A 25,802-nucleotide genomic window follows, 5' to 3' on the forward strand; every position below is an offset into this window, starting at 1 on the left:
CCAATGGGGGCCAGCCCCCAAACACAGGTTCGATTGGGGGCCAGCCCCCAAACCCCCGGGATATTTAAGGCCAGAGGAAGACTCACGCCGGTTCCAGCCCCGCCTTGGCCTCGTCGAGGAGGCGCTTGGCCTCGGAGCCCTGCAATTTCTGGATATCGTCCTGGTATTTCAGGATCGCGCCCAGCGTGTCGGCGATCACCTCGGGGCTGAGGCTGATCACGTCCAGCGCCAGGAGGCACTTGGCCCAGTCGATGGTCTCGGCCACGCCCGGTTTCTTGAACAGGTCCTCGGTGCGCAGCTTCTGGACAAAGGCCACCACCTCGCGGCTGAGCGTCTCTGCGGCCTCGGGCGCGCGGGCCTGCAGAATCTCGATCTCGCGGTCGAAACTCGGGTAGTCGACCCAGTGATACAGGCACCGCCGCTTCAGCGCGTCATGCACTTCGCGCGTGCGGTTCGAGGTCAGCACAACGATGGGCGGCTCGGGCGCCGCGATCGTCCCCAGCTCGGGGATCGTCACCTGGAAATCGCTCAGCGCTTCCAGCAGGAACGCCTCGAACGGCGCGTCGGTCCGGTCCAGCTCGTCGATCAAGAGCACCGGCGCGCCGCCCTCCTGCGGGCGCATCGCCTGCAGGAGCGGCCGCTCGATCAGGAACTCCTCGGTGAAGAGCTCGTCGGTCAGCCTGTCACGGTCGACACCGCCGGTGGCCTCGGCGGCGCGAATGGCGATCATCTGCTCGGCGAAATTCCACTCGTAGACCGCGCTCGACGCATCCAGCCCCTCGTAGCATTGCAGGCGTATCAACCGCCGCCCAAGCCCGGCGGCGAGCGCCTTGGCGATCTCGGTCTTGCCGACGCCGGCCTCGCCCTCCAGGAACAGCGGCCGGCCCAGGCGCAACCCCAGGTACACCACCGTCCCCAGGCCGCGCCCGCAGACATAGCCCTCCCGGGCCAGCATGGCCTGCACGTCGTCTATGGATGTCAGATCGGTCATCGCGGCTCCCTTTCGCCGCAGAACTGCACGGGTTTGTCGCGCCGTCAAGGGCCGCGCCGGTCGCGCCGTACGTCACCGCCCCCCAAGAAACCCCACCAATTCTCCAAAGTTTCGCCGTTTTTGCTGCCTAGCTTGCCGGTCAATCACCCGTGCGAAGCGGGGCTTTTCGAGTATCGAGGACCGAGCATGTGCGCAGATACCCCCAAGGCGCTGGAGGCGTCCCTGTCCGGGCTGGACTGGGAGGACTGGCTTGACCGGCTGGACGACGTCGCCGATGCCGACGGCTATGTCGAACGGCTGGGGGCGGACCATGCGGCGATCTTCATCGAGCACAAGCCGACCCTCCTGGTGACCTTCGAATCCTTCGCCAGCCTGCGCGTGGTCTCCCCCGAGGCCCGGCCGATGGGCTGGGATCTGGCGCGCGCGCTCGGCTGGTCGCATCTCTGCCTTGCCAGCAAGACCGACAGCTGGTTCCGCGAAGGCCGCGTCTATGGCTATTTCGACCGGCTCGTCGATGACGGCTTCTTCGAGGAGTTCGACCAGGTGATCTTTTACGGCGCCGGCCCCGCGGGCTATGCCGCCGCCGCCTTCTCGGTCGCGGCCCCCGGCGCCAGGGTGCTGGCGATCCAGCCACAGGCCACGCTCGACCCGCGCATGACCGAATGGGACGAACGGTTCCGCCGACGCCGCCGGCTCGATTTCACCAGCCGCTACGGCTATGCCCCCGACATGCTCGACGCGGCCGACCGCGCCGTCATCCTCTACGATCCGGACATCGAGGAAGACGCCATGCATGCGGCGCTCTTCGCCCGCGCCAACGTGATGCGCTTCCGGATGCGCTTCATGGGTCCGCGGCTGGACCGCAGCCTGATACGCATGAACATCCTTCTGCGGATCATCGCCCGGTTCAGCGCGGGCAAGCTCGACACCGCGTCGCTCGCCCGGCTCTACCGCGCCCGCCGCACGGACGTGCCCTACCTCAAGTCCATCCTGGCCCGGCTCGAAGACGACGGACGGCTCTACCACACCGCGCGGCTGGCGCAGGCCGTGATGCGCGAAACGCCGGGGCCGCGGTTTCGCCGCGCGATCCGCGCCGCCTACGACAAGGCCGAGGAACAGGGCGTGGCCATGCCGCCCCGCGAAATCGACTGAGGCTCTGGCACAGGCGCGCGTGCTGTTGTAAGGCCTTCGGCCATGAGCCGGACCCTGACCATCCCCCGCCCCGATGACTGGCACCTGCACCTGCGCGACGGCGCGGTGCTGCGCGCGGTCCTGCCCGAAACCGCGCGCCATTTCGGACGCGCCATCGTCATGCCCAACCTCGTGCCGCCGGTCGTGACCGGGGCCGAGGCCGCCGCCTATCGCGACCGGATCCTGTCCGCCTTGCCCAGTGGCATGGACTTCACCCCGCTGATGACGCTCTACCTCACCGAGGACACCGATCCGGCTGACGTGGCCGCCGCCCACGCGTCGGGCCTGGTGACAGCGCTCAAGCTCTACCCGGCAGGCGCCACGACCAACTCCGCCTCCGGCGTGCGCGACTTCGACCGCGTGCGCCCGGTGCTGGAACGGATGGCCGAAATCGGCATGCCGCTCTGCGTGCACGGCGAGGTCACCGATCCCGAGATCGACATCTTCGACCGCGAGGCGGTGTTCATCGACCGCGTGCTCGACCCGCTGCGCCGCGCCACGCCCGGCCTGCGCGTCGTGATGGAACACATCACCACGCGGCAAGGCGTGGACTACGTCAAATCGAACCCCGAAAATCTCGGCGCCACCATCACCACGCACCACCTCGTCATTAACCGCAACCACCTCCTCGTGGGCGGCATCAAACCGCATTACTACTGCCTGCCCGTGGCCAAGCGCGAGGAACACCGCCTCGCGCTCCGCGCCGCCGCGACCTCCGGCGACGCCCGCTTCTTTCTCGGCACGGACTCGGCCCCCCATGTTGACGCGGCCAAGGAGACGGCCTGCGGCTGTGCGGGCTGCTTCACCGCCACCAACACGCTCTCGATCCTGGCCGAGGTGTTCGAGCAGGAAGGCGCCCTCGACCGCCTCGCCGGCTTCGCCTCGGAACATGGCCCCGCCTTCTACGGCCTGCCCGTCAGCACCGACACGATCACGCTCACCAAGGGCGACCCCGTCACCTATCCGCCACGCATCGACACCGGCGACGGCCCCGTCACCGTCTTCGACCCCCAGATGCCGCTGCACTGGCGCGTCACCTGATTCTTCCTCTGGCCCCAAATATCCCCGCCGGAGGCTCCGACACCTGCCACCAAGGACCGCCCGCATGATCCCCTCGACCTACCCCGACCAAGCCGAGATCGCCCGCCTCACCGCCCGGATGCTGCTGGAAATAGAGGCGGTGCATTTCAACGCCGACGAGCCCTTCACGCTGGCCTCCGGCCTGCCCAGCCCGACCTATATCGACTGCCGCAAGCTCATCTCCTTCCCGCGCATCCGGTCCACGCTGATGGACTTCCTGACCGTCACCGTGATGCGCAACGCCGGCTTCGAGGCCTTCACCAACATCGCCGGCGGCGAGACCGCGGGCATCCCCTTCGCCGCGCTGGTGGCCGAGCGCATGGCCCTGCCGATGACTTACGTGCGCAAGAAACCCAAGGGCTATGGCCGCAACGCCCGCATCGAGGGCGCCATGACCGATGCCGACCGCGTTCTGCTGGTCGAGGACCTGACCACCGATGGCGGCTCCAAGCTCAGCTTCGTCGATGCCATCCGCGACACCGGCGCCAGCTGCGGGCACACCGCCGTCATCTTCTACTACGGCATCTTCCCCGAGACCGAGAAGACCCTGGGCGACCACGGCGTGGCGCTGCATTACCTCTGCACCTGGCGCGACGTGCTGGAAGAGGCCCGCGCGCAGGGCAGCTTCGACGCGTCCACGCTCGACGGGGTCGAATCGTTTCTCGACGATCCGCGCGCCTGGCAGGCCGCCCGCAGCTAGGCGACCCCGAGTCGCCGGCGGCGTCCCCCGGGCAACCCCGTTCGTGAAATATTTTTAACGTTGTGATGACGCAACGTTAGCGTGCATCTCGCACCGCACGGCAACGAAATCTTGACGTTGGGGTGCTCTGGGATGCAAAATATTGTAGGGTGAGGATATCCACAGAGTATCCACACAAAGATACAAGTTGCCACCGCGCAGGCCGCCTCGCTAAGACACCGCCCTACCGGGGCAGAGCGCGATCGGGGCCATCGCGCCGCAACCCGGAACCAGAGCAGTACGGGGGAAGAAATGAACGAAGTTGCGACCATCAACGCGTCCGGCACACCGGCCGTACAGGACGCGCCGGCACCGGATGCCCTGCCGCATTCCACCGAGGCCGAACAGCAGCTTCTGGGCGCGATCCTGACCAACAACGACATCTACGACCGGGTCGCCAACCTGATCGGGCCGCAGCATTTCTACGATCCCGTCCACGCCCGCATCTACGAGACCGCCGCCGCCCGCATCGCCAAGGGCAACCTGGCCTCGCCGGTGACGCTCAAGACCTTCCTCGAAGACGACGAGGGCCTGAAGGAGCTGGGCGGTCCGGCCTACCTCGCCCGCCTCGCCGGCGCCGCGATCTCGGCATTTGCGGCGCGCGACTACGCCCAGATGATCTATGACATGGCGATCCGCCGCGAGCTGATCGGGCTTGGCCACGACATCGCCGGCAAGGCCCAGCGCGCCGAGGTCGACATGGAACCCCGCGACCAGATCGTCGAGGCCGAACAGAAGCTCTACAAGCTTTCCGAACAGGGCCAGTCCGAGACCGGATTTCAAAGCTTTCTCAGGGCCGTAACCGACGCAGTTAACGTGGCCAACGCCGCCTACCAGCGCGACGGCGGCCTCGCCGGCATCTCCACCGGCCTCGTCGACATGGACAAGAAACTGGGCGGCCTGCACAAGTCCGACCTTCTCATTCTCGCCGGCCGCCCCTCGATGGGCAAGACGTCGCTGGCGACCAACATCGCCTTCAACATCGCCAAGGCCTACAACCGCGGCACGCTCCCCGACGGCTCCGAAGGCGCGGTCGAGGGCGGTGTCGTCGGCTTCTACTCGCTCGAGATGAGCGCCGAACAGCTGGCCGCCCGTGTGCTCTCCGAGGCCGCCGAGGTGCCCTCCGAGCAGATCCGCCGCGGCGACATGACGGAAACCGAGTTCCGCCGCTTCGTCGAGGCCGCCAAGACCCTCGAATCCTGCCCCCTTTACATCGACGACACGCCCGCCCTGCCCATCTCCCAGCTGGCCGCGCGTGCCCGTCGGCTGAAGCGGACGCACGGGCTGGACGTTCTGATCGTCGACTACCTCCAGCTCGTGCGCCCCGCTTCGGCGAAGGACAGCCGCGTCAACGAGGTCTCAGAGATCACCCAGGGCCTCAAGGCCATCGCCAAGGAGCTCGACATCCCCGTCATCGCCCTGTCGCAGCTTTCGCGCCAGGTCGAGAGCCGCGAGGACAAGCGCCCGCAGCTTTCCGACCTGCGCGAATCCGGCTCGATCGAACAGGACGCCGACGTGGTGATGTTCGTCTTCCGCGAGGAATACTACGCCGAGCGCGAGAAACCCTCCGACGACAAGCTCGAGGAAATCGCCGCCTGGCAGGAACGCATGGAACGCCTGCATGGCCGCGCCGAGGTCGTCATCGGCAAACAGCGCCATGGCCCCATCGGCACCGTCGAACTCAGCTTCGAAGGCCAGTTCACCCGTTTCGGCAACCTCGCCAAACCGTGGCAACAGGACGGCGGCGAGTTCTGAGTCCGCGTCATGCCCGCCTTTGGGCTTGACCCCCCGTCCCATCCGGTCAAAACCACGGCCCATGAGTAGTACCGGCAAGCTTACCATCGATCTCGACGCGCTCGTCGCCAACTGGCGCGCGCTCGACGCGCAGACCGAGGTGGAAACCGCCGCAGTGGTCAAGGCCGACGGCTACGGCCTCGGCATGGACCGCATCGCCCGCGCGCTGGCCCGCGCCGGCGCCCGAACCTTCTTCGTGGCCGTCCCCAAGGAAGGCGTCGCGCTGCGCCAGGCGCTCGGCCCCAAGCCGGACATCCACGTCTTCTCGGGCCACATGGCCGGCGACACCGACATGATCTCGGACCTGGGCCTCACGCCCATGCTCAACTCGACCGAGCAGATCATCCGCCATCTCGAGGCGCTGCCCGGCCACCCCTTCGGCATCCAGCTCGATTCGGGCATGAACCGCCTGGGGATGGAGCCCGCCGAGTGGGCCGCGGTGCGCGACATGGTGCTCGCGGCGAGCCCCGTGCTGCTGATCTCGCACCTCGCCTGCGCCGACGATCCCGACCACCCGATGAACGCGCAACAACTGGCCGCCTTCCGCGAGATGACCGACGGCACCGGCGTGCCCCGCTGTTTCGCCCAGACGGGTGGTATGCTGCTGGGCCCGGAGTATCACTTCGACATGTGCCGCCCCGGCATCGGTCTCTATGGCGGCCTGCCGTTCGAGACGGCCCGCCCCGTGGTCACGCTCGATCTGCCGGTGATCCAGACACGCATGCTGGAGGTCGGCGAGACGGTGGGCTACGGCAACACCTTCACCGCCACGCGCGAGACCCGCATCGCCACCGTCTCCTCGGGCTACGGCGACGGCATCCATCGCCTCATGGGGCCGAAAACCGTGCTCTACGCCGACGAGATCCCCTGCCCGGTCGCGGGCCGCATCTCGATGGATTCGATCTCGGTCGACATCACGGACCTGGGCCATGACCCCAAATGGCTGCGCATCCTGGGCGAAGATCAGACGGTGGACGACCTGGCCGACAACGCCGGCACCATCGGCTACGAGATCCTGACCGCGATGGGCGCCCGCTACGACCGGCTCTATATCGGCGGATGACCCTGATCCTGTCGCCCCTCGCCGCGCTCGGGCGCAACGCGCTGGCCGCGCTGGCGATGCTGGGGCGGATCACGCTTTTCGCGCTTTCGACCTTCAGCCACATCCTGCGCCCGCCCTTCTACCCGCGCGAACTTTTCAACGCGCTGATGCAGGTGGGCTGGCTGTCGCTGCCCGTGGTGGGCCTCACGGCCATCTTCACCGGCGGCGCGCTGGCCTTGCAGATCTACTCGGGCGGCGCCCGCTTCAACGCCGAGGCCGTGGTGCCCCAGATCGTCGCCATCGGTATGGTGCGCGAGCTTGGCCCGGTGCTGGTGGGCCTGATGATCGCCGCCCGCGTGACCTCCTCCATCGCCGCCGAGATCGCCACCATGAAAGTGACCGAGCAGATCGACGCGCTCGTCACGCTCTCGACCCACCCGATGAAATACCTCGTCGCCCCTCGCGTGCTGGCGGCCCTGATCACCGTGCCGCTGCTGGTCGGCGTGGGCGACATCATCGGCATCCTGGGCGGCTATACCGTGGGCGTGCAGAACCTCGGCTTCAACGCCGCCACCTATATCCAGAACACCGTCAACTTTCTCGAACCGCTGGACATCATCTCGTCCCTGGTCAAGGGCGCGGTCTTCGGCGTCATCGCCGCCGTCATGGGCTGCTATTACGGCATGAACTCGGGCCGCGGGGCACAGGGCGTGGGCCGCGCCACCAAAGGCTCCGTGCAGGCCGCCGCCATCCTCATCCTCGCCGCCAACTTCCTGCTGACGGGGGTGTTCTTCTCGGTATGATCGAATGATGATAATTGAAAACCAAAAAAAGCTACTGCAACTCGCACGTGAAACACTTCGAACGGCGCAGTTGGCCGAAAATGCAGGCTACTTCGACTACTTGGGAGGGCTTGAGGCAGCTCGCCTTCCTTTGGAAGAACTGGATACTCAAATTTCTCCAAGTGTCCTTGAGACAATAGAAGCTTTGATAGACCCGGAGACTGGCTCGGACGAAGTAGACTTGGAAACCGGAATATCGCGAGTTTTGGGCATGATCGAGGTGCAGATTTCGATGTTAGACATGGGTGCAAGTGGCCAATCAAAGAGCCTAATTCCAACTTTCACCGCCTCGGAAGCGGGTGCCACTCGGATCTTTGAGCTTTGCTCCGAAATGAGAAAGATAATTTTCGCTTCTACAGATTTCGATGAGCCGCACAAAATTCGGTTACTCAACAGGCTCGCCGCCATAGAAACCGAAACCAAAAAACCAGAGGGGCTGTACGACGTTGTTCGAGGTGGGATCAACGACTTAGGCGAAACGCTTGGCAAATTCGGAAAAGATGTAAAACCACTGACGGATCGTATGAAAGAGGTAGTTAGCATCGCACGAAAAGGCACGAAAGAGTACGATCAACTCCCTGAACCAGAGGAGGTAAAGCAGCTTCCAGCGCCCGAGGATAACAAAGAGGTATGATTGAGCTGCGCGACGTCCACAAAGCCTTCGGCGACAACCACGTCCTGCGCGGCGTGAACCTGTCGATTCCCAAGGGCACGTCGATGGTCATCATCGGCGGCTCGGGCACCGGCAAATCCGTGGTCCTGAAATGCATCCTCGGCCTCATCCAGCATGACAGCGGCCTCATCACCCTCGACGGCCAGGACGTCACCAAGGGCGACCGCGACGCCTTCCTCGCCCGCTTCGGAATGCTGTTTCAGGGCGGTGCCTTGTTCGACTCACTCCCCGTCTGGCAGAACGTCGCCTTCCGCCTCTTGCGCGGCTCGCTGAAACGCCCCTGGGCGGAGGCCCGCGAGATCGCCATCGAGAAACTGCGCCGCGTCGGCCTCACCCCCGAGCAGGCCGACAAGTACCCCGCCGAGCTGTCGGGCGGGATGCAGAAACGCGTCGGGCTGGCCCGCGCCATCTGCGCCGAACCCGAGATCATCTTCTTCGACGAGCCCACCACCGGCCTCGACCCCATCATGTCGGGCGTCATCAACGAGCTCATCCGCGAGATCGTGGTGGAAATGGGCGCCACCGCCATGACCATCACCCACGACATGACCTCGGTGCGCGCCATCGCCGACAACGTCGCCATGCTCCACGGCGGCAAGATCCGCTGGACCGGCCCGGTGGCCCGGATGGACAATTCCGGGGATCCCTATCTCGAACAGTTCATCACCGGCTCCGCCGAGGGGCCGATCGAGGCGGTGCGATGAACGACAGTCTCCTGGTCCTTCTCGGCGCCATGGTCTATTTCATCACGACCGCCTGGGTCTTCGGCGGGTTGCCACCGCTTTATCGCCACGCACATTTTCGTCATGGACTTGCACGGTCGACAATGACTGCCGAACAACGTGCCATACTGAAAAAGATGCGGCCATCCTATGCAATATTCGTCGTTGCGATGATCTGTTTTCTGATGTCGTCGCCTCTTGGCTCCTCACTGCCAACCTACATCGGCTCCGCCTGCCTTATCGCCAGCGGTTTGAGACTCAGAACGATACTCAAAAACGAGACAGGGCTTCCGACACCGTGGCTCTCTTGCATCGCACGCCGATGGCCTGCGTCAGGCCGTGTCCTTTCGCGGTTTCCCATGCTGCCCTACGATATCTGGACCGTTGGGTGGACCGTCACTCTGATGACCTTGGCCTACCCTCTTGTCTGACGCCAGCTGCGCGTGACACGCACATCGCCCCTGCCAAAACTTTTCAAAAAGTTTTGGCAAAAGTCTTCTCAAGACTTTTGCGGCATTGTCGCACAACCGGACACCTACCATCGTGCTTTCCCCTTATCCCGCGCTTGCCCCTGCAACGCGACATGCTTACCTCTGGGTCGTTCCTTCAAAGGCCTTTCATGCTCAAATACCTCAACCTGACCCTGCTGGTCCTTTTCCCCGTCGCCTGGTTCGCCCCGCTGATGCGCGCCGGCCTCCTGCCGCTCTTCGGCCTGTCGGAAATCTCCGTCATCACCGGGTTGCAAAGCCTCTGGGACAGCGACGTCTTCCTCGCCCTCATTGTCACCTTCTTCGCCCTCTTCGCGCCTTACGTGAAGACCATCGGCCTCGCGCTCATCCATTTCGGCCTTTTGCGGCGCAAGACCCTGCCGGTCCTGCACATCCTGGGAAAACTCGCCATGGCCGACATCTTTCTCATTGCGGTCTACATCACCCTCTCCAAGGGCGTCGGCGTGGGCCGGATCGAGACCGCCTGGGGCCTCTACCTCTTCACCGGCTGCATTCTCGCGTCCCTGGCCATCGGGCATTTCACCGAAAAGCCCGGCCGCGCCGTCGCGTAAACGGAAACAATTTTCCGCGTAAAACGCGGATTGTCCCGCGATCCTCCCGAAATGCGTTAAATTTACTGTAGGTGATTTCGCTTTCTCGGCGTAAACTTGCCGATACAGAGTGTGGTGCACTTTCTTGGGGGGAAGTGATGACCGAGACGATTCGTTCGGTAATTGTTGTTGCGCAGTATTTCCTGAACCGCCTTGCCGTGGCCGTGTTCGCCCTGGCCGCGCTCGGGCTGACGCTCGCGACCGCGCTCGCCGCGTTCGGCGTCCTGCCCTGGCTGGAATTCCAGGTCAGCTTCGGCGGACAGGTGTATGAAAACGCGGGCAAAATCGCCCAGATCGGTCTGACCGTTCTCGCCGTCCTGCTGTGCTTCTACCTGCCCGCGAATGCCCGCGTCATGGCGCTGGAAAATTCCCACCGCCGCTTTCACATGAACATGCAGGACGTCACCCAGGCCTATGCCGCGGCCCACGCCGCCGACCGGGCCGGAATGTTCCGGATCCAGTCCGAATTCGACGCCGTGCGCGAACGCCTCGCCTACATGCGCGAACATCCCGACCTGGAATCGCTGGAGCCCCAGATCATGGAGGTGGCGGCCCAGATGTCCTACATCAGCCGCGAACTGGCCGAAATCTATTCCGACGACAAGGTCGACCGCGCCCGCGCATTCCTCAAGCAGCGCCAGCAGGAGGTCGAGCAGTTCAACAAGCGGCTCGATCACGCCAAGGCGGTCGGCGTCCGGCTCAAGCAATGGGCGCAGGAGGTCGAGATGGAGGAAAGCGTCGCGGTCAGCCAGCTCGAGCGCCTGCGCGACGACCTGCGCCCGATCCTGCCCGAACTGGGCTACGAGGAGGTCTCGGATCTCGACGGCACCGTGGTCGGCCTGCCCAACCGCGCCGCCGAATAGCACGCCCCGCCCGGCCGAACGGCATCAGCGTTTGACCGCGCCCCGCGCTTGGGGCATCACCCGCATATGGGAAAAACCGCCTCCTTCACCTGCACCGCCTGCGGCGCCGTCCATTCCAAGTGGTCCGGCCGCTGCGACGCCTGCGGCGAATGGAACACCATCGTCGAGGAGGCCCCGCTCTCCGCCGGCCCCGCCTCGAAATCGCTGGGCACCAAGCGTGGCAACGCCATCGCGCTCAGCGACCTGTCCACCGCCGAGGCGCCCCCGCCGCGCACCATGTCGGGGATGGCAGAGCTTGACCGCGTCCTTGGCGGCGGGCTCGTCCCCGGTTCGGCCACGCTGGTGGGCGGCGACCCCGGCATCGGCAAGTCCACGCTGCTCTTGCAAGCCGCCGCCCGCTTCGCGCAGGCGGGACTCAAAACCGTCTACGTCTCGGGCGAGGAGGCCAGCGCCCAGGTCCGCATGCGCGCCCAGCGGCTGGGCCTGGGCGACGCGCCGGTGAAACTGGCCACCGCCACCGCCCTGCGCGACATCATCACCACGCTCGACCGCGACACGCCCCAGCTTGTCATCATCGATTCGATCCAGACCATGTGGGCCGACAATGTCGACAGCGCGCCCGGCTCCGTGGCCCAGGTCCGCGCCGCCGCGCACGAGCTTGTCACCTTCGCCAAGCGCAAGGGCTGCTCGGTCGTCCTGGTCGGCCACGTCACCAAGGAAGGCCAGATCGCCGGCCCCCGCGTGGTCGAGCACATGGTCGATTCGGTGCTCTATTTCGAAGGCGAGCGCGGTCACCAGTTCCGCATCCTGCGCGCGGTCAAGAACCGCTTCGGCCCCGCCGACGAGATCGGCGTGTTCGAGATGACGGGCGCGGGCCTCGCCGAGGTGCCCAACCCTTCCGCGCTCTTTTTGTCGGGCCGCGGCGACCCCTCGCCCGGCTCGGTCGTCTTCGCCGGCATCGAGGGCACCCGCCCCGTGCTCGTGGAAATGCAGGCGCTCGTCGCCCCCACTCCGCATTCGCAGCCGCGCCGCGCCGTGGTGGGCTGGGATGGCGCGCGCCTCGCCATGATCCTCGCCGTGCTCGAGGCCCGCTGCGCCGTACCCTTCGCCGGGCTCGACGTCTATCTCAACGTCGCCGGCGGCATCCGCATCTCCGAGCCCGCCGCCGACCTTGCCGTCGCCGCCGCGCTCCTCAGTGCGCGGGAAGACACCGCCCTGCCCGCCGAATGTGTGCTTTTCGGCGAAATCTCCCTCTCCGGCGCCCTGCGCCCGGTGTCGCAAACAGAAAACAGGTTGAAAGAAGCCGCAAAACTTGGTTTTAGCTCCGCAATCATTCCCGCCGGAGGCAAGACCGGCGGCACGGGCGGTCTGTCGCTGCAACGCATGGGCGACCTGACCAGCTTCGTAGGTGAGATCTTCGGCGCCGGGTAGCGCGCCAAACCAAAGGTAAAACAGGACGCGCTCATGGAAGGCTTCACCATCATCGACGGTATCGTCGCGCTGATCATCGTGCTTTCGGCACTTCTGGCCTATTCGCGCGGCATCGTGCGCGAGCTTCTGGCCATCGCCGGCTGGATCGTGGCCGCCATCCTCGCCTTCCTCTTCGCGCCCCAGGTCGAACCGCTGGTCAAGGAAGTGCCCGTGGTGGGCGAATTCCTCGCCGACACCTGCGCGCTCTCCATGCTGGCCGCCGCCGCCGCGATCTTCGCCGTCACCCTCATCGTGACCTCGCTCATCACCCCGCTCTTTTCCTCGGTGGTGCAACGCTCCGCGCTCGGCGGCATCGACCAGGGTCTGGGCTTTCTCTTCGGCGTGGCGCGCGGCGTCCTCCTGGTGGCCATCGCCTATTTCGTCTACGAGACCGTGGTGACCAGCCAGGACATCCAGATGATCGACGACAGCCGCTCGGCCCGCGTCTTTGCCCAGCTCACCTCCAAGGTCGAGGACGGCAACCCCGAACAGGCGCTCGGCTGGATCACCCAGAAATACGAGGACCTCGTCAGCGCCTGCGACGCCCCGGCCGAGCCCGTCGAGCCCCAGCCCACAGAAACGCAACAGCAATAGGCACAGCGTTTTGCCCTCCGCCCCCCTCTTTGCGGCGATCCTGATCGCGGTCTGCGGCTCCTTCATCGCCATGCAGGCCCCGATCAACTCCGCCCTGGGGCGCTCCATCGACAGCACGCTGGCGGCGGCCACGATCTCGTTCGGCGTCGGGTTCTTCATCCTTCTGGCGCTCTCGATCGTCCACGGCGACGGCCCGGCCCTGGCCCGCGCGCCCTTCGTGCCCAAGTACCTGCTGATCGGCGGCGCGCTCGGGGCGGTCTATGTCTGGTCCGCGCTCTGGGCGGTGCCGATCCTGGGCGTGCTGACCACCACCACCGTGCTGATCCTGGGCCAGATGATCGCCGCCCTGCTGATCGACCATTTCGGTTTCTTCGGCCTGACGCCGCGCGATGTCTCGCTGCAACGCGTGCTCGCCGCCATGCTGGTTGCCGCGGGCGCGGTCCTGTCGCGCTATTGATGGCCCGCATTTTTACCCGGTTAACCGTCGCCCGTTCGACACGTCGCGTCACGACGCAAAATTTCACATGATAGTTTCGTGACATATCCTCCCCGACCTACTATCTAGTGCCCAAGCGTCCACGGATTCGGAGCTGCCCCTTGTCCGACAAGCAAATGCCCCCTGCCCATCCTTTCGACTTCGACGCGGTGCGCGACACCGGCGACGAGGACAAACTGCGCGAGGAATGCGGCGTCTTCGGGGTGATCGGCGTCACCGACGCCGCCAATTTCGTCGCCCTCGGCCTGCACGCCCTGCAACATCGCGGGCAAGAGGCCGGCGGCATCGTCTCCCACGATCCCGAAGAGGGCTTCAACTCCGCCCGCCGCTTCGGCTACGTGCGCGACAACTTCACCCGCCAGTCGCTGATGGAAACCCTGCCCGGCCCGCTCTCCATCGGGCACGTGCGCTATTCCACCGCCGGCGGCAAGAACCCGGTGATCCGCGACGTGCAGCCCTTCTTCGGCGAGTTCGCCATGGGCGGGGCCGCGATTGCCCATAACGGCAACATCACCAACGCCAACGCCCTGCGGCGCGAGTTGATCGAGCGCGGCTCGATCTTCCAGTCCAATTCCGACACCGAGTGCATCATCCACCTGATGGCCCGCTCGCTGCAACGCAACATCCCCGAACGCATGGAAGACGCCCTGCGCCGGGTCGAGGGCGCGTTTTCCATCGTCGCCATGACCCGCACCAAACTGATCGGTGTGCGCGACCCGCTGGGCGTGCGCCCGCTGGTGCTGGGCCAGGTCGGCGACGGCTGGGTGCTCAGCTCGGAAACCTGCGCGCTCGACATCATCGGCGCGCAATTCGTGCGCGAGATCGAACCGGGCGAGATGGTCGTCATCAACGAGGACGGCGTCGAAAGCCACCGGCCCTTCCGCCCGCGCCGCTCGCGCTTCTGCATCTTCGAACATGTCTATTTCTCGCGCCCCGATTCCATCATCGGCGGCCGCTCGGTCTATGAAACCCGCCGCCAGATCGGCGTGGAACTGGCCAAGGAAAGCCCGGTCGAGGCCGATCTCGTCTGCCCGGTGCCCGATTCCGGCACCCCCGCCGCCATCGGCTTCAGCCAGGAAAGCGGCATCCCCTACGCCATGGGCATCATCCGCAACCAGTACATGGGCCGCACCTTCATCGAACCGACCGAGCAGATCCGCAACATGGGCGTCCGGCTCAAGCTGAACGTCAACCGCGCGCTCATCCAGGGCAAGCGCGTGATCCTCGTCGATGACAGCGTCGTGCGCGGCACCACCTCGCGCAAGATCAAGGAAATGATCCTCGACGCCGGCGCCGCCGAGGTGCATTTCCGCATCGCCTCGCCGCCCACCGCCTGGCCCTGTTTCTACGGCGTCGACACGCCCAACCGCGAGAAATTGCTGGCCGCCACCATGTCCGAGGACGAGATGCGCGACCACCTCGCCGTGGACAGCCTCAAGTTCATCTCGCTCGACGGCCTCTACCGCGCCGTGGGCGAGGCCAAGGGCCGCGACACCGGCTGTCCGCAATATTGCGACGCCTGCTTCTCGGGCGACTACCCGGTCGAGCCCTCCGACCAGATCGAAAAGGGATTCGAGCTCAAGGCCGCCGAATAAGCCGGCCTTGCCTCTCGGCTCAGCCTTCCGCAAGGACGTCCGCACGGGCGGATAAGCGCCCCTCCGCCAGTCCCATGCTGCAACGCAGCGCCATTCCGCCGATCCCTGCATAGCCGGGTTTTCATTGCCCCGAGTCGCCCTTAGATGCCGCCCGTTCACCCACGCAACGCGAACAGGCACAGAATGGCATCCGAGACCGACACACCCCGCGAAACACTCGAGACGGCGACCGACAAGAACGCGCTCCCCTCGGGGCGCCTCGCGCTGCTCGGAACCTTCATGAAACCCGATGGCGACCGCGCGCTGATCCGCACCGCCTCGGGCAAGATCGCGACCGTCACCAAGGGCACCACGATCGGCAACGCCAAGGTGATCGCCATCGAGGAGGGCAAGCTCGTTCTCATGCGCGGCACCAACACCACGACGCTGGAAATGCCGCGCGGCTGAGGCTTGACCGCGCCCGCCCCGTCAGGGCACATGCCCGGCATGGCCGATACGCCCCTTCGCTACCGCCCGCATCATTTCCTCTGCTCGCTGGGGTTCCGGGGCAAGGGCTATTCCGACGCGTTCACCGCCAACATGGCCCGCATCGTCGAGGGTCGCCTGCGCGCGCCCCATGGCGATGACGTCGAGATCGAGGTCGTCGGCGCCACCGACGACATCTGCGCCCCCTGCCCCAAGCGGCGCGGCACGCTCTGCACCTCGCAGGACAAGATAACCGCGCTCGACACCCGCCACGCGAAAGCGCTCGGTCTTTTCATCGGCACCCGCCTGACATGGGGCGAGGCCAAGAACCGTATCGTGGAGAACGTCCCGCCCGGCGCGCTCTCGCAGCTTTGCGCCGGCTGCCAATGGCTGGAGTTGGGCCTCTGCGAAGCCGCCTTGAAAGACCTCCACGAAACCGCCTGAGCCGTTTTCTGCGCAGAAAACGCCCCGGAAAATCCGCATTTTCCGGCACAGAATTTACGTAAATTCTGCCGCCCCGCCCAAACGAAAAACGCCGCCCCGAACCGGGACGGCGCTTCGGAATTCGTGTGTGTCGGGTTTCAGCCCTTGCGTGCCTGCAGCGCTTTCCAGCCGCCCCAGACGACCATCGCCGCGATCACGGCCTTGACCGCGTCACCCAGCAGGAACGGCGCCATCCAGCCGGCCCACAGTTCGGGCATCGTCTTGCCCATCACCAGCGCCGGCCATGCCAGCCCGGGGACATACAGCAGCGCCGAAATCGCCATGGCAACCGCGGCGGTCGACATGACACCCCGCGCCAGGCCCTTTTCCACGGCAAGACCGGCCAGGAACGCCATCGCGACAAACCCGTACAGGAACCCTGCGGTCGGCCCCATCAGCGCCGCGCCCGAGGCGCCGTTGGCGAAAACCGGCAGGCCCATCGCGCCATAGCCCAGGTAGGTGACCAGCGTCGCCAGCCCCAGCTGCGAGCCGAAGGTCAGCCCGACGATCAGGATCGCCAGCGTCTGCAGGCTCATCGGCACCGGCCAGCCAAAGCTCACCTGTGCGGCCATGGCGATGAACAGCGATCCGCCGATCACCAGCCCCAGCTTCTTCGTCACACCTTCGTGGCCGATCACGGCCTTGCTCAAAACGGTATCCGCCATGGCACTGTCCTTTCCTGTCCTCGTTTCACCCGCCTTTTTTGGGCGCACGCGGCCAAGTGTCAAGAGGATTGCACTTGATCTTGCCCGGCCGGAATGAGATTTGGCAGGGCATGAATGACGCAGCAACCCGCAAACTCGCCCTCGTGACCGGCGCCTCGCGCGGCCTCGGCGCGGCGCTCGCCCAGGCCCTTGCGCCGACGCATCACATCGTCGCCGTCGCCCGCACCACCGGCGCGCTGGAAGAGTTGGACGACCGCATCAAGGCGCGGGGTGGCGAGGCGACGCTGGCGCCCATGGACATCAACACCGAGGCCGCCATGGCCCAGCTCTGCCGGTCGATCTACGACCGCTGGGGCGCGCTCGACCTCTGGGTCCACACCGCCGTTCACGCCGCCCCGATGGCGCCCACGCACCAGATCGACGCCAAGGACTGGCGCAATTCGCTCAACACCAATGTCGATGCCGTCGCCCGCCTCATCGGCTTCGTCAGCCCGCTGCTGGGCGAGACCGGCCGCGCCGTCTTCTTCGAGGATCCCCGCGCCGGGCAGAAATTCTTCGGGGCCTACGGCGCCACCAAGGCCGCCCAGACCGCCCTGGCCCGCAGCTGGCAAGCCGAAACGGTCAAGCTCGGCCCCAGGGTGCAGGTGATCGACCCCGGCCCCATCGCCACCGCGACCCGCGCCCGCTTCTTTCCGGGCGAGGACCGCGAGGCGCTGCCCTCCGCGCCCGACGTCGCCGCGCGCCTGTTGCCGGAGATTCTCTGACGCCGCGGCAAGCCGGCGACCAGGCTGTTTCCCGCGCCGCCAATGGCCCAAGCCTCGGTAATCGCGCCGCGTTGCCGCCCCCCGTCGAACATCACCGATCTCCAGTTCGGGCCCGAACTGTCGGATGCCTTGACAATTCCACGGTCGGCCTTGCGTGATCTCCGTGCTACTATCCGCGCATGTCCGAAACAGGAAAACCAACACATTCCTCGAGCACAAATCCCTACATCCCGAAGGGAGACGGCGACGAGGCTGTCCAAGCGTATATCTCCGCCATGCCAGGCTGGAAGAGCGCCCTGGGCAAGCGGATCGACGACACCGTGCAGGAGGTCTTTCCGGAAGTCCGCAAGCAGGTCCGATGGAACACGCCGTTCTTCGGGAAAGACGACGGCTGGTTTCTAGCGATCTACTGTTACAGAACCTACGTCCAAATCACCTTCCTGACCGGGTCTTCGCTCGACCCCATGCCGCCAAAGGCCTCCAAGGTTGACGGCGTCCGGTACCTGAACATTCACGAGGGGGACGCTCTCGACACCAATCAGCTCGCAAGCTGGGTCCGCCAGGCGCTGAAGCTTCCCGGCCAGGAACTCTAGAGCATAAGGTCGGAGCGTGCCCCACGACCGCTCGCGCCGCCCCCCCCCACATTCCACGCCCTCTGCGCCCCTGCGGCATCAGGCCCGAATTCCCCGCCCCCGGCTTTTTCTTGCCAAAAATACTCATCTCCGACGCCTGCCCCCCGCGCGACACGCGCCTCCTGTTGCCCTGTGGTCGCGCCTCGGACCGGCCCTGTCCCGTCGGGCCGGGCGGCGCTTGCTCCCCGCCCGCCGCGCAGCTACACAAGGCGAAACCCCGCCAATTTCCCTTGCAGGCAGGAGCAGCCCCTTGCGCATTCTCATCACCAACGACGACGGCATCTCGGCACCCGGCCTCGCCGTTCTGGAAGAGATCGCAACCGACCTTGCCGGCCCCTCGGGCGAGGTCTGGACCGTCGCCCCAGCCTTCGAGCAATCAGGCGTCGGGCACTGCATTTCCTACACCACCCCGATGATGATCAGCCAGATGGACGAGCGCCGTTTCGCCGCGCAAGGCTCTCCCGCCGACTGCGTGCTGGCCGCCATCCACGACGTGATGAAGGACACGCCCCCCGACCTGATCCTCTCGGGCGTCAACCGCGGCAACAATGCCGCCGAAAACGCGGTCTATTCCGGCACCGTCGGCGCGGCGATGGAAGCCGCCTTGCAGGGCTTTCCCGCCGTCGCCCTCAGCCAGTATTATGGCCCCCGCAACCGCGATCTCGACGACAAGTTCGAATCAAGCCGCCAGCACGGCCTTTCAACCCTGCGCACCCTGCTGGACAAGGGCGTCTGGACCCGCGACGACTACGGCATCTTCTACAACGTCAATTTCCCGCCCATACCCGGCGCCGAGGTGCAGGGCGTCCGTGCCTGCCGCCAGGGCTTCCGCCGCGACATGGGCTTCGGCGTGCAGCCCACCACCTCGCCGTCCGGGCGCCGTTTCCTGTGGGTCACCGGCGCGCCGCAGGGCGAGCCCACCGCCGACGGCACCGATGCCGACTGGAACCTCAAGGGCTACATCTCGGTCACGCCCATGCGCGCCGACCTCACCGCGCATGACGCGCTCGACGCGCTCAAGGCGATCGAATGACGCTGATGACCGAGGATGCCGACGATATCGCCGAACGCAAGATGCAGTTTCTCTTCGCGCTGCGCTCGCGCGGGGTCACCGACAAGCGCGTCCTCATGGCGATGGAAAAGATCGACCGCGGCCCCTTCGTGCGCGGCCATTTCGCCACCCGCGCCTACGAGGACATGCCCCTGCCCATCGCCTGCGGCCAGACCATCTCGCAGCCTTCCGTCGTCGGCCTGATGACGCAGGCCCTGCGCGTCACGCCCCGCGACAAGGTGCTCGAGGTCGGCACCGGCTCGGGCTACCAGGCCGCGATCCTCAGCCAGCTGGCCCGCCGCGTCTATACCGTCGACCGGCACAAGGCGCTGGTGGCCGACGCCAGCACGCTTTTCCAGGACCTCGACCTGACCAACATCACCGCGCTGACAGCGGATGGCAGCTTCGGCCTGCCCGACCAGGCGCCCTTCGACCGCATTCTCGTGACCGCCGCCGCCGAGGATCCGCCCGGGCCGCTCTTGGCGCAGTTGAAAATCGGGGGTATCATGGTGGTACCCGTGGGGCAGTCCGACGCGGTGCAAAGCCTGATCCGGGTCACCAGGTCCGAAACCGGCTTCGACTACGACGAACTGCGCCCGGTACGTTTCGTGCCCCTGCTCGAAGGGCTGGGCCGGGACTGACAGGACAGGAACGACATCATGGCCGGGGCTGCTCCCGGTCTCTGCTTTGATCCCCGGCCAACAAGGGGAGCGAGATGAGGACAAGATCGAGATGAGCCACTTCAAGACCCCCATGCGACCCCTCGTTTGCGCCGTGGCGCTGCTGGCCGTGGCCGGATGCGACGATTTCGACCTCGACCTGCGCAATGGCGGCCCCAGCACGACCGAGGCCGCCCGCAACGCCAGCGCCAGCCGGCCGACCCCCGACAGCCGCGGCATCATCTCCTATCCCAATTACCAGGTCGCCGTGGCCCGCCGGGGCGACACCCTGCAAAGCCTCGCGCGCCGCATCGGCGCCGACGTGTCCGAACTGTCGCGCTACAACGGCATCCAGCCCGGCGACACCCTGCGCGACGGCGAGATCATCGCCCTGCCCGGCCGCGTCGCCGAACCCGCGGGCGGTCCGCTCACGCCGCGTGCGGGCGTCGATATCGCCTCGGTCGCCGGGAATGCGATCGAGAACGCCAGCACGGGCCGCACCAGCACGACCAACCGCAGCCTCGATCGCGGCCAGTCGGGCGTCGAGCCGGTCCGCCACCAGGTCCAGCGCGGCGAAACCGCCTTCACCATCGCCCGGCTTTACGACGTGTCGGTGCGCAGCCTGGCCGACTGGAACGGCCTCGGCACCGATTTCGCCGTGCGCGAGGGGCAATACCTGCTGATCCCCGTGGCCCTGCCCGACGCCTCGCCCGACGAGGTTCAGACCACCTCGCTGGAAACCACCGTGCCGGGCCAGGGCTCGCCCACGCCCACCCCGCCCTCGGCGGCGCAGCCGCTGCCGCAAGAGAAAACCGAGCCCGCGGCCAAGCCCGTGGAAAGCACCGCCGCCCCCGATCTGGGCGCCAACACCGCCAGCGCCAGCAGCGACGCGCGCATGGCCTACCCGGTCAAGGGCGACATCATCCGCGAATATGCCAAGGGCCGCAACGACGGCATCGACATCGCCGCCCCCGCCGGCACGCCGGTGCGCGCTGCCGAGGCCGGCACCGTCGCCGCCATCACCAAGGACACCAACGGCGTGCCGATCATCGTGGTCAAGCACGCCGACAACCTGCTGACGGTCTATTCCAATGTCGACAAGGTCAGAGTGTCCAAGGGCGAGCAGATCGCCCGCGGCGGCCAACTCGCCTCGATCCGCAGCGAAGGCACCGCCGCGCTGCATTTCGAGGTGCGCGAAGGCTTCGACAGCGTCGATCCCCTGCCGTACCTGCAATAGGCGCACTACGGCAGGTCGCGCACCCGGCCAATCAATAATTCCCACGATATCATTGCGCTCGCTGCAACAACGTAGGGTGGGGTTTTACCCCACCATGCACACGACAGCCTCGGCCACCGCCACCTTGCAGCTGGCCGCCCCTTCATTCCGCGCCAGCAATGAACTCGGCGATACTATTGCCTCCGAAGCAACAATGCCGGCGTCAGCGTAGGGTGGAGTTCCACCCCACCACCGCGATACCGATCAAACAGGCACGGCTTCCGGCCCGTTTCATCGTTCCAAAAACACTCAAGAATAGACTACAGGCTCACGCCCCGCCGCCCCGCAAGGTCGGTGAAATACTGCCACGCCACCCGGCCCGAGCGCGACCCGCGCGTCGCCTGCCATTCGATGGCCTCGGCCCGCAGCGTGGCGTCGTCGATCTCGATCCCGTGGGCCTCGCAATAGCCCCGGATCATCGACAGGTACTCGTCCTGGTCGCACGGATGAAAGCCCAGCCACAGCCCGAACCTGTCGGACAACGACACCTTCTCTTCCGTCGCCTCGCTGGGATTGATCGCGCTCGACCGCTCGTTCTCGATCATGTCGCGCGGCATCAGGTGGCGCCGGTTCGACGTGGCATAGAACACCACGTTCTCCGGCCGCCCCTCGATCCCGCCATCCAGCACCGCCTTCAGCGACTTGTAGTGCTGGTCGTCATGGCCAAAGCTCAGGTCGTCGCAGAACAGGATGAACCGCGCGTCGCTGCCCCGCAGGATGTTCAGCAGCCGCCCCACGCTCGGCAGGTCCTCGCGCTGCAATTCCACGATCTTCAGGTCGTGCCCCTCGGCCCGCACGGCGGCATGCACCGCCTTCACCAGGCTCGACTTGCCCATGCCGCGCGCGCCCCACAAGAGCGCGTTGTTGGCCGGCAGGCCCTTGGCGAAATGCCGCGTGTTGTCCAGCAGCGTGTCGCGCGAGCGGTTGATCCCCACCAGCAGCTCCATGTCGACCCGGTTCACGTCCCGCACGGGATGCAGCCGGTCCGGCTCCACATGCCACACGAACGCGTCGGCGGCGCCGAAATCGGGGGCCTCCAAAGGCGCCGGGCTCATCCGCTCCAGCGCGGCTGCGATCCGTTCCATGGGGTCTGAGGTCACGTCTTGCTCCGGTCTTCGTCCAGATCGTCCAGGTCGCCGCCGTCATCCTCGTCGTCGGCGTCGAACTCGGCTTCCATCGGGTCCACCTCGTCGGCGTCGTCATCCTCGAACCACACGCCCTCGGCGCGCAGTTTCTGCTCGCGCGTCTTCTCGACACGCCGCACGAGGAAGATGGAAATCTCGTAAAGCCCGTACACCACCGTGAACAGGATCAGCTGCGTCACCACGTCCGGCGGCGTCACCAGCGCGGCCAGCACCAGGATACCCACCATGGCGTATTTCCGCACGCCGCCCAGCCCTTCGGCGCTGACCAGTCCGGCCTTGCCCATCAGCGTCAGCAGCACCGGCAACTGGAAACAGATGCCGAAGGCCATGATGAATTTCAGTGTGATATCCAGGCTCTCGTTCACCTTCCCGAAGAAGGTGATGCGAATGCCCTCGTCGGTCTCGGGCACCACGGCGCCCAGGTTGTCGGGCACCACCGGCAGGTTCGGGTCCGCCACCGTCTCGACCTCGCCAATGGCGCCGGTCAGCAGGTTGGCGAAGATCGAACTCACATCCGCGAACCCCAGGAAGAAGTTCATCGCCAGCGGCGTCACCACGAAATGCGCGAAGGCCGCTCCCAAAAGGAACATGATCGGCGACGCGATGATGAACGGCAGGAACGCCGCCTTCTCGTTGCGGTATAGCCCCGGCGCAACAAAGCGCCACATCTGCGCCGCGATCACGGGGAATGCCAGCATGAAGCCGAACACCATTGAGATGCGGAAGAGGGTAAACAGGTATTCCTGCGGGCTGGTATATTGCAGCGTCGGCGACGGGTCGCCCAGCGTCCGCAACGTCGCCTCGATCGGGCCCAGCAGGAATTGCAGGATCGGCTCGGCCACCACGAAGGCCAGCACGATCCCCGCCATGAACGCCAGCACCGACCGGATCAGCCGCGTGCGCAGCTCCGCCAGATGCTCGATCAGCGGGGCCGAACTCATCTCGATGTCGTCGTCGTCCGAGGCGCTCATGCAGGTTTATCCGAGGCGGGCTTCTTGGCCGCAGGTTTCTTCGCCGCCGCCTTGCTTGCAGGCGCCTTTTTCGACGCCGCCTTCTTGGGTGCAGCCTTCTTGGGTGCAGCCTTGGCTCCTGTCTGGGCCCCCGTCTTGGCTGCCGCCTTTTTCGCAGGGCTCTTCTTGACCGGCGCCGGCTTGGCGGCCTCAGCTGCCTTATCCGCCGCAGGCTTGGGCGCCTCAGGGTCCGCCGCCTTGGCCTTGGCCGCCTCTTCCGCCGCCTTGCGCTCCTCGGCCATCTCGGCCGAACGTTTCGAGATCTTGTCGACCATCGCCTTGCGGTCGTCGTCGAACTCGGCCCGCTTGGGCGCAGGCCCGGCCATGGTCTTGGCGGTGAAACTGTCGGTCGATTTCCTGACCTCGTCCATCGCCGCGCCCACCGGGTTTGTGGCCGATTTCAACGACTTGGACACCTCGCTGACGCCCGCCTCGTCAGCCGCGTCATTCATCGCCCGGCTGAATTCGCGCGCCATCTGCTTGGCCTTGCCCACGAACCGTCCCACGGTGCGGAACATGCCCGGCAAATCCTTCGGCCCCACGACGATCAGCGCGACGATGCCGATCACCATGAGCTCAGTCCAGCCCAGGTCGAACATCTAAGGGGTTACGCCTTGTCTTTTTCTTTGTCGTCTTCGGGCGTGACGTCCCGGGCCGAGTCCGCCGCGTCGTTGCTGGCGTCCTCGACTTCCTTGTTTCCTTCCGCGACGCCCTTCTTGAACGAGGTGATGCCCTTGCCCACTTCGCCCATCAGCGAAGAGATCTTGCCGCGTCCGAAAAGAACCAGCACGACCACCGCGATCAGCAAAAGCCCCGGAAGGCCGATGTTGTTCAGCATGATATGTCTCCCTTATCCCGGCCCCGTTTCTGGGGTCCCGCAGGATGTACGTCAACCGTATCTATGCCCTTGCGCCGCCGGTTGGAAGAACCAATCCGCCGCAGATCCCGGGTTTTTCAGGGGCGCAGCCGGAAAATTCGAATTTTCCGGCCCAATTTTTGCGCAAAAATTGGCGCCTAGCCCATCCGGCGCGCCGACGCGAAAACCGTGGCAAAGCCCGCCACCAGCACGACCACGCATATCGCGAGCAATTGCTCGTACTTGTGCCACTCCGCCAGTGGCGTTGGCGCGAACACGGCGCCCCGCGCCAAATAGGCCCCCGCGCCGGCCATCGCCGCCACAAAACTCACCGAATAGGCCCAGACCGGCACCCGCCGCCCCATCACCAGCCCGGCCAACAGCACCGGCGTCAGAAAGAGGCTCGCCGTACCGCTGACCGCCACCGCGTCAAACAGGCTCTGGTTGCCCCAGAGCGTCAGCGCCGCACCCGCCACCATGAAGCCCACCATCGCCACGCGCCCGCCCGACAGAGTGCGCGGCGCCAGCCCCAGCTCGTCCACCATCAGCCGCGCCGCGCTGGCCAGCGCGGAATCCAGCGTCGACAACGCACTGACCAGCAGCGACACCAGCAGCGCCACATAGACCCAGGCCGGGAACATCCCCGCCCATGTGCCCAGAAGCTCGCCTTCGTATTGCGCACCCCGCAGCGCCGCCTCGATCCCGAAGAAACCGAACCCCAGGATGCACAGGAACGAGATCCAGAAGGCGTACAGGAAAGACAAGCGCGTCGTCTTCTCATCAGCGAGAAACCCGCGATCCATCATCACCGGGTCATGCGCCGGGTAGGAAAACACCTGCAAGAGCGCCACCAGCAACAGGACTTGCCCATTCCACGCCCCGCTGGCCCCCTCCGCCGTCAGCACCGCACCGAGATCGAACCCCGGCGCGGTCACCAGCGCCACGAAGGCCACGCCGAAAACCAAAAGGAAAACAAGCATCTGCACCACGTCCGTCCGCAACGCCGCGCTCAGCCCGCTCCAGGCGCTATAGGCCAGGCCCAGCCCCGCCACCAGCAGGATCGACGCCTCGCGCGCCATGCCCACCCCGGGCAGCGCCGCGGCAAAGATCAAGCCCACGACCAGCAGGTTGGCGAATACCTCCGACAACAGCCGCAGCGCGATCACGATGTTGTAAAGCGTCGTGCCCGTGCCCCCGAACCGCCCGCGCAGCCAGTCCTGCACCGATCCCGCACCGGCGTGCCGCAACCGCCCCACGATGAAACCGCCGGTCAGGAACGAGCCGTAGTAGGTCGCATAGGCCAGCACGCCCCAGATGCCATAGAAGTACCCCAGGATCGCCGAATTCATCAGCGACCGCGCGAAAATCCATGTCGTGACCTGGCTCAGCACCAGCACCCACAGCGTCGGCGCACGCCCTGTCTCACTCGCGCCGCCAAAGAACCCTTCGACCGTCGCGCGGCGCGGGGCCACCACAAGGCTCGCCACCAGAACAAGCCCGAAAATGACAATGATGGCAGTGGTTTGCACGGACGCTGCTCCTCTTCGATCCAGGTCTCGAATCGTTAGCAGCGCCCCTGCACCCGCGCCAGACCCTTCGCGCATC

Annotated in this window: 29 protein-coding genes; 22 read left to right on the forward strand and 7 right to left on the reverse strand. The window is 65.9% G+C overall.

All coding sequences use genetic code 11. The annotated features are described in order from the left end of the window. Positions 1 to 82: 82 nt before the first annotated feature. On the reverse strand, positions 83 to 991 hold the full coding sequence (locus tag KUV49_RS14040) for an AAA family ATPase (protein ID WP_222450483.1): 909 nt from the start codon (positions 989 to 991) through the stop codon (positions 83 to 85). 186 nt (positions 992 to 1,177) lie between these two features. Between KUV49_RS14040 and KUV49_RS14045 the strand changes: the two genes are divergently transcribed. From KUV49_RS14045 to KUV49_RS14125, 17 genes are all read left to right on the forward strand, one after another. Beyond that, positions 1,178 to 2,143, forward strand: coding sequence for a phosphoadenosine phosphosulfate reductase (locus KUV49_RS14045; protein ID WP_222450484.1), 966 nt, complete (start codon positions 1,178 to 1,180; stop codon positions 2,141 to 2,143). Between the two features lie 42 nt (positions 2,144 to 2,185). Then, a complete protein-coding gene (pyrC, locus tag KUV49_RS14050) occupies positions 2,186 to 3,223 on the forward strand; it encodes a dihydroorotase (RefSeq protein ID WP_222450485.1) in 1,038 nt (345 codons plus the stop codon). Between the two features lie 64 nt (positions 3,224 to 3,287). Further along, positions 3,288 to 3,962: an orotate phosphoribosyltransferase gene (locus KUV49_RS14055; protein WP_222450486.1), complete on the forward strand. Its 675-nt coding sequence runs from the start codon at positions 3,288 to 3,290 to the stop codon at positions 3,960 to 3,962. 291 nt (positions 3,963 to 4,253) lie between these two features. Next, the gene (locus tag KUV49_RS14060) at positions 4,254 to 5,756 is read left to right on the forward strand and encodes a replicative DNA helicase (RefSeq protein ID WP_222450487.1); all 1,503 of its coding nucleotides are present in this window, start codon (positions 4,254 to 4,256) and stop codon (positions 5,754 to 5,756) included. Between the two features lie 61 nt (positions 5,757 to 5,817). Next, on the forward strand, positions 5,818 to 6,858 hold the full coding sequence (alr, locus tag KUV49_RS14065) for an alanine racemase (RefSeq protein ID WP_222450488.1): 1,041 nt from the start codon (positions 5,818 to 5,820) through the stop codon (positions 6,856 to 6,858). Next, complete coding sequence (locus tag KUV49_RS14070; protein WP_222450489.1) at positions 6,855 to 7,640, forward strand: MlaE family ABC transporter permease; 786 nt, start codon at positions 6,855 to 6,857, stop codon at positions 7,638 to 7,640. Before alr ends, KUV49_RS14070 begins: the two co-directional genes overlap by 4 nt. A 4-nt stretch (positions 7,641 to 7,644) precedes the next feature. Further along, positions 7,645 to 8,313, forward strand: a complete 669-nt coding sequence (locus tag KUV49_RS14075) for a hypothetical protein (RefSeq protein ID WP_222450490.1) — start codon at positions 7,645 to 7,647, stop codon at positions 8,311 to 8,313. Beyond that, complete coding sequence (locus tag KUV49_RS14080; protein WP_222450491.1) at positions 8,310 to 9,056, forward strand: ABC transporter ATP-binding protein; 747 nt, start codon at positions 8,310 to 8,312, stop codon at positions 9,054 to 9,056. The genes KUV49_RS14075 and KUV49_RS14080 overlap by 4 nt, the downstream gene beginning before the upstream one ends. Beyond that, complete coding sequence (locus KUV49_RS14085; RefSeq protein WP_222450492.1) at positions 9,053 to 9,505, forward strand: hypothetical protein; 453 nt, start codon at positions 9,053 to 9,055, stop codon at positions 9,503 to 9,505. The genes KUV49_RS14080 and KUV49_RS14085 overlap by 4 nt, the downstream gene beginning before the upstream one ends. 188 nt (positions 9,506 to 9,693) lie before the next feature. Then, complete coding sequence (locus KUV49_RS14090; RefSeq protein WP_222450493.1) at positions 9,694 to 10,134, forward strand: paraquat-inducible protein A; 441 nt, start codon at positions 9,694 to 9,696, stop codon at positions 10,132 to 10,134. A 137-nt stretch (positions 10,135 to 10,271) separates the two neighbouring features. Further along, the gene (locus KUV49_RS14095) at positions 10,272 to 11,036 is read left to right on the forward strand and encodes a DNA repair protein (protein ID WP_222450494.1); all 765 of its coding nucleotides are present in this window, start codon (positions 10,272 to 10,274) and stop codon (positions 11,034 to 11,036) included. A 66-nt stretch (positions 11,037 to 11,102) separates the two neighbouring features. Further along, positions 11,103 to 12,467 carry a DNA repair protein RadA gene (gene radA / locus KUV49_RS14100; RefSeq protein WP_222450495.1) on the forward strand — a complete coding sequence of 455 codons (1,365 nt, stop codon included), beginning with the start codon at positions 11,103 to 11,105 and terminating at the stop codon, positions 12,465 to 12,467. Between the two features lie 33 nt (positions 12,468 to 12,500). After that, positions 12,501 to 13,100, forward strand: coding sequence for a CvpA family protein (locus tag KUV49_RS14105; RefSeq protein ID WP_222450496.1), 600 nt, complete (start codon positions 12,501 to 12,503; stop codon positions 13,098 to 13,100). A gap of 10 nt (positions 13,101 to 13,110) precedes the next feature. Then, positions 13,111 to 13,557, forward strand: a complete 447-nt coding sequence (locus KUV49_RS14110) for a DMT family transporter (RefSeq protein WP_254701655.1) — start codon at positions 13,111 to 13,113, stop codon at positions 13,555 to 13,557. Between the two features lie 155 nt (positions 13,558 to 13,712). Beyond that, on the forward strand, positions 13,713 to 15,191 hold the full coding sequence (purF, locus tag KUV49_RS14115; RefSeq protein ID WP_222451011.1) for an amidophosphoribosyltransferase: 1,479 nt from the start codon (positions 13,713 to 13,715) through the stop codon (positions 15,189 to 15,191). Between the two features lie 183 nt (positions 15,192 to 15,374). Next, positions 15,375 to 15,638 (forward strand): hypothetical protein, encoded by a 264-nt coding sequence (locus KUV49_RS14120; protein ID WP_222450497.1) that lies wholly within the window; start codon positions 15,375 to 15,377, stop codon positions 15,636 to 15,638. A 39-nt stretch (positions 15,639 to 15,677) separates the two neighbouring features. Further along, positions 15,678 to 16,100 (forward strand): DUF1284 domain-containing protein, encoded by a 423-nt coding sequence (locus KUV49_RS14125; protein WP_222450498.1) that lies wholly within the window; start codon positions 15,678 to 15,680, stop codon positions 16,098 to 16,100. Positions 16,101 to 16,237: 137 nt separating this feature from the next. On the opposite strand, the gene KUV49_RS14130 is transcribed toward KUV49_RS14125, so the two are convergent. Further along, positions 16,238 to 16,804 carry a biotin transporter BioY gene (locus KUV49_RS14130; protein WP_222450499.1) on the reverse strand — a complete coding sequence of 189 codons (567 nt, stop codon included), beginning with the start codon at positions 16,802 to 16,804 and terminating at the stop codon, positions 16,238 to 16,240. A gap of 110 nt (positions 16,805 to 16,914) precedes the next feature. Here KUV49_RS14130 and KUV49_RS14135 point away from each other — a divergent pair, with 110 nt between their 5' ends. The 5 genes from KUV49_RS14135 (at position 16,915) to KUV49_RS14155 (ending at position 21,147) form a co-directional block, all read left to right on the forward strand. Further along, positions 16,915 to 17,568 (forward strand): SDR family NAD(P)-dependent oxidoreductase, encoded by a 654-nt coding sequence (locus KUV49_RS14135; protein WP_222450500.1) that lies wholly within the window; start codon positions 16,915 to 16,917, stop codon positions 17,566 to 17,568. A 275-nt stretch (positions 17,569 to 17,843) separates the two neighbouring features. Next, complete coding sequence (locus tag KUV49_RS14140; protein WP_222450501.1) at positions 17,844 to 18,161, forward strand: DUF1801 domain-containing protein; 318 nt, start codon at positions 17,844 to 17,846, stop codon at positions 18,159 to 18,161. A 289-nt stretch (positions 18,162 to 18,450) separates the two neighbouring features. Continuing rightward, on the forward strand, positions 18,451 to 19,233 hold the full coding sequence (surE, locus tag KUV49_RS14145) for a 5'/3'-nucleotidase SurE (protein WP_222450502.1): 783 nt from the start codon (positions 18,451 to 18,453) through the stop codon (positions 19,231 to 19,233). A 5-nt stretch (positions 19,234 to 19,238) separates the two neighbouring features. Beyond that, entirely contained in the window at positions 19,239 to 19,892 is a 654-nt protein-coding gene (locus KUV49_RS14150) for a protein-L-isoaspartate(D-aspartate) O-methyltransferase (protein ID WP_222451012.1), read from the forward strand. Between the two features lie 112 nt (positions 19,893 to 20,004). Next, the gene (locus KUV49_RS14155) at positions 20,005 to 21,147 is read left to right on the forward strand and encodes a peptidoglycan DD-metalloendopeptidase family protein (protein WP_261391215.1); all 1,143 of its coding nucleotides are present in this window, start codon (positions 20,005 to 20,007) and stop codon (positions 21,145 to 21,147) included. 299 nt (positions 21,148 to 21,446) lie between these two features. Here the strand turns inward: KUV49_RS14155 and KUV49_RS14160 are convergent, their stop codons facing one another. The 5 genes from KUV49_RS14160 to KUV49_RS14180 all read right to left on the reverse strand — a co-directional run bounded on the left by KUV49_RS14160 (position 21,447) and on the right by KUV49_RS14180 (position 25,726). Continuing rightward, complete coding sequence (locus tag KUV49_RS14160) at positions 21,447 to 22,271, reverse strand: ATP-binding protein (protein WP_261391216.1); 825 nt, start codon at positions 22,269 to 22,271, stop codon at positions 21,447 to 21,449. Positions 22,272 to 22,282: 11 nt separating this feature from the next. Further along, positions 22,283 to 23,302 carry a twin-arginine translocase subunit TatC gene (locus tag KUV49_RS14165; RefSeq protein ID WP_222450505.1) on the reverse strand — a complete coding sequence of 340 codons (1,020 nt, stop codon included), beginning with the start codon at positions 23,300 to 23,302 and terminating at the stop codon, positions 22,283 to 22,285. Beyond that, positions 23,299 to 23,940, reverse strand: coding sequence for a Sec-independent protein translocase protein TatB (tatB, locus tag KUV49_RS14170; protein WP_222450506.1), 642 nt, complete (start codon positions 23,938 to 23,940; stop codon positions 23,299 to 23,301). The genes KUV49_RS14165 and tatB overlap by 4 nt, the downstream gene beginning before the upstream one ends. Positions 23,941 to 23,948: 8 nt before the next feature. Further along, positions 23,949 to 24,179: a twin-arginine translocase TatA/TatE family subunit gene (locus KUV49_RS14175; protein ID WP_152498062.1), complete on the reverse strand. Its 231-nt coding sequence runs from the start codon at positions 24,177 to 24,179 to the stop codon at positions 23,949 to 23,951. A 176-nt stretch (positions 24,180 to 24,355) separates the two neighbouring features. Continuing rightward, the gene (locus tag KUV49_RS14180; RefSeq protein WP_222450507.1) at positions 24,356 to 25,726 is read right to left on the reverse strand and encodes a sodium:proline symporter; all 1,371 of its coding nucleotides are present in this window, start codon (positions 25,724 to 25,726) and stop codon (positions 24,356 to 24,358) included. Between the last annotated feature and the right edge of the window lie 76 nt (positions 25,727 to 25,802).

Source organism: Roseovarius atlanticus (genome assembly GCF_019802205.1).
Taxonomy (GTDB): Bacteria; Pseudomonadota; Alphaproteobacteria; order Rhodobacterales; family Rhodobacteraceae; genus Roseovarius; species Roseovarius atlanticus_A.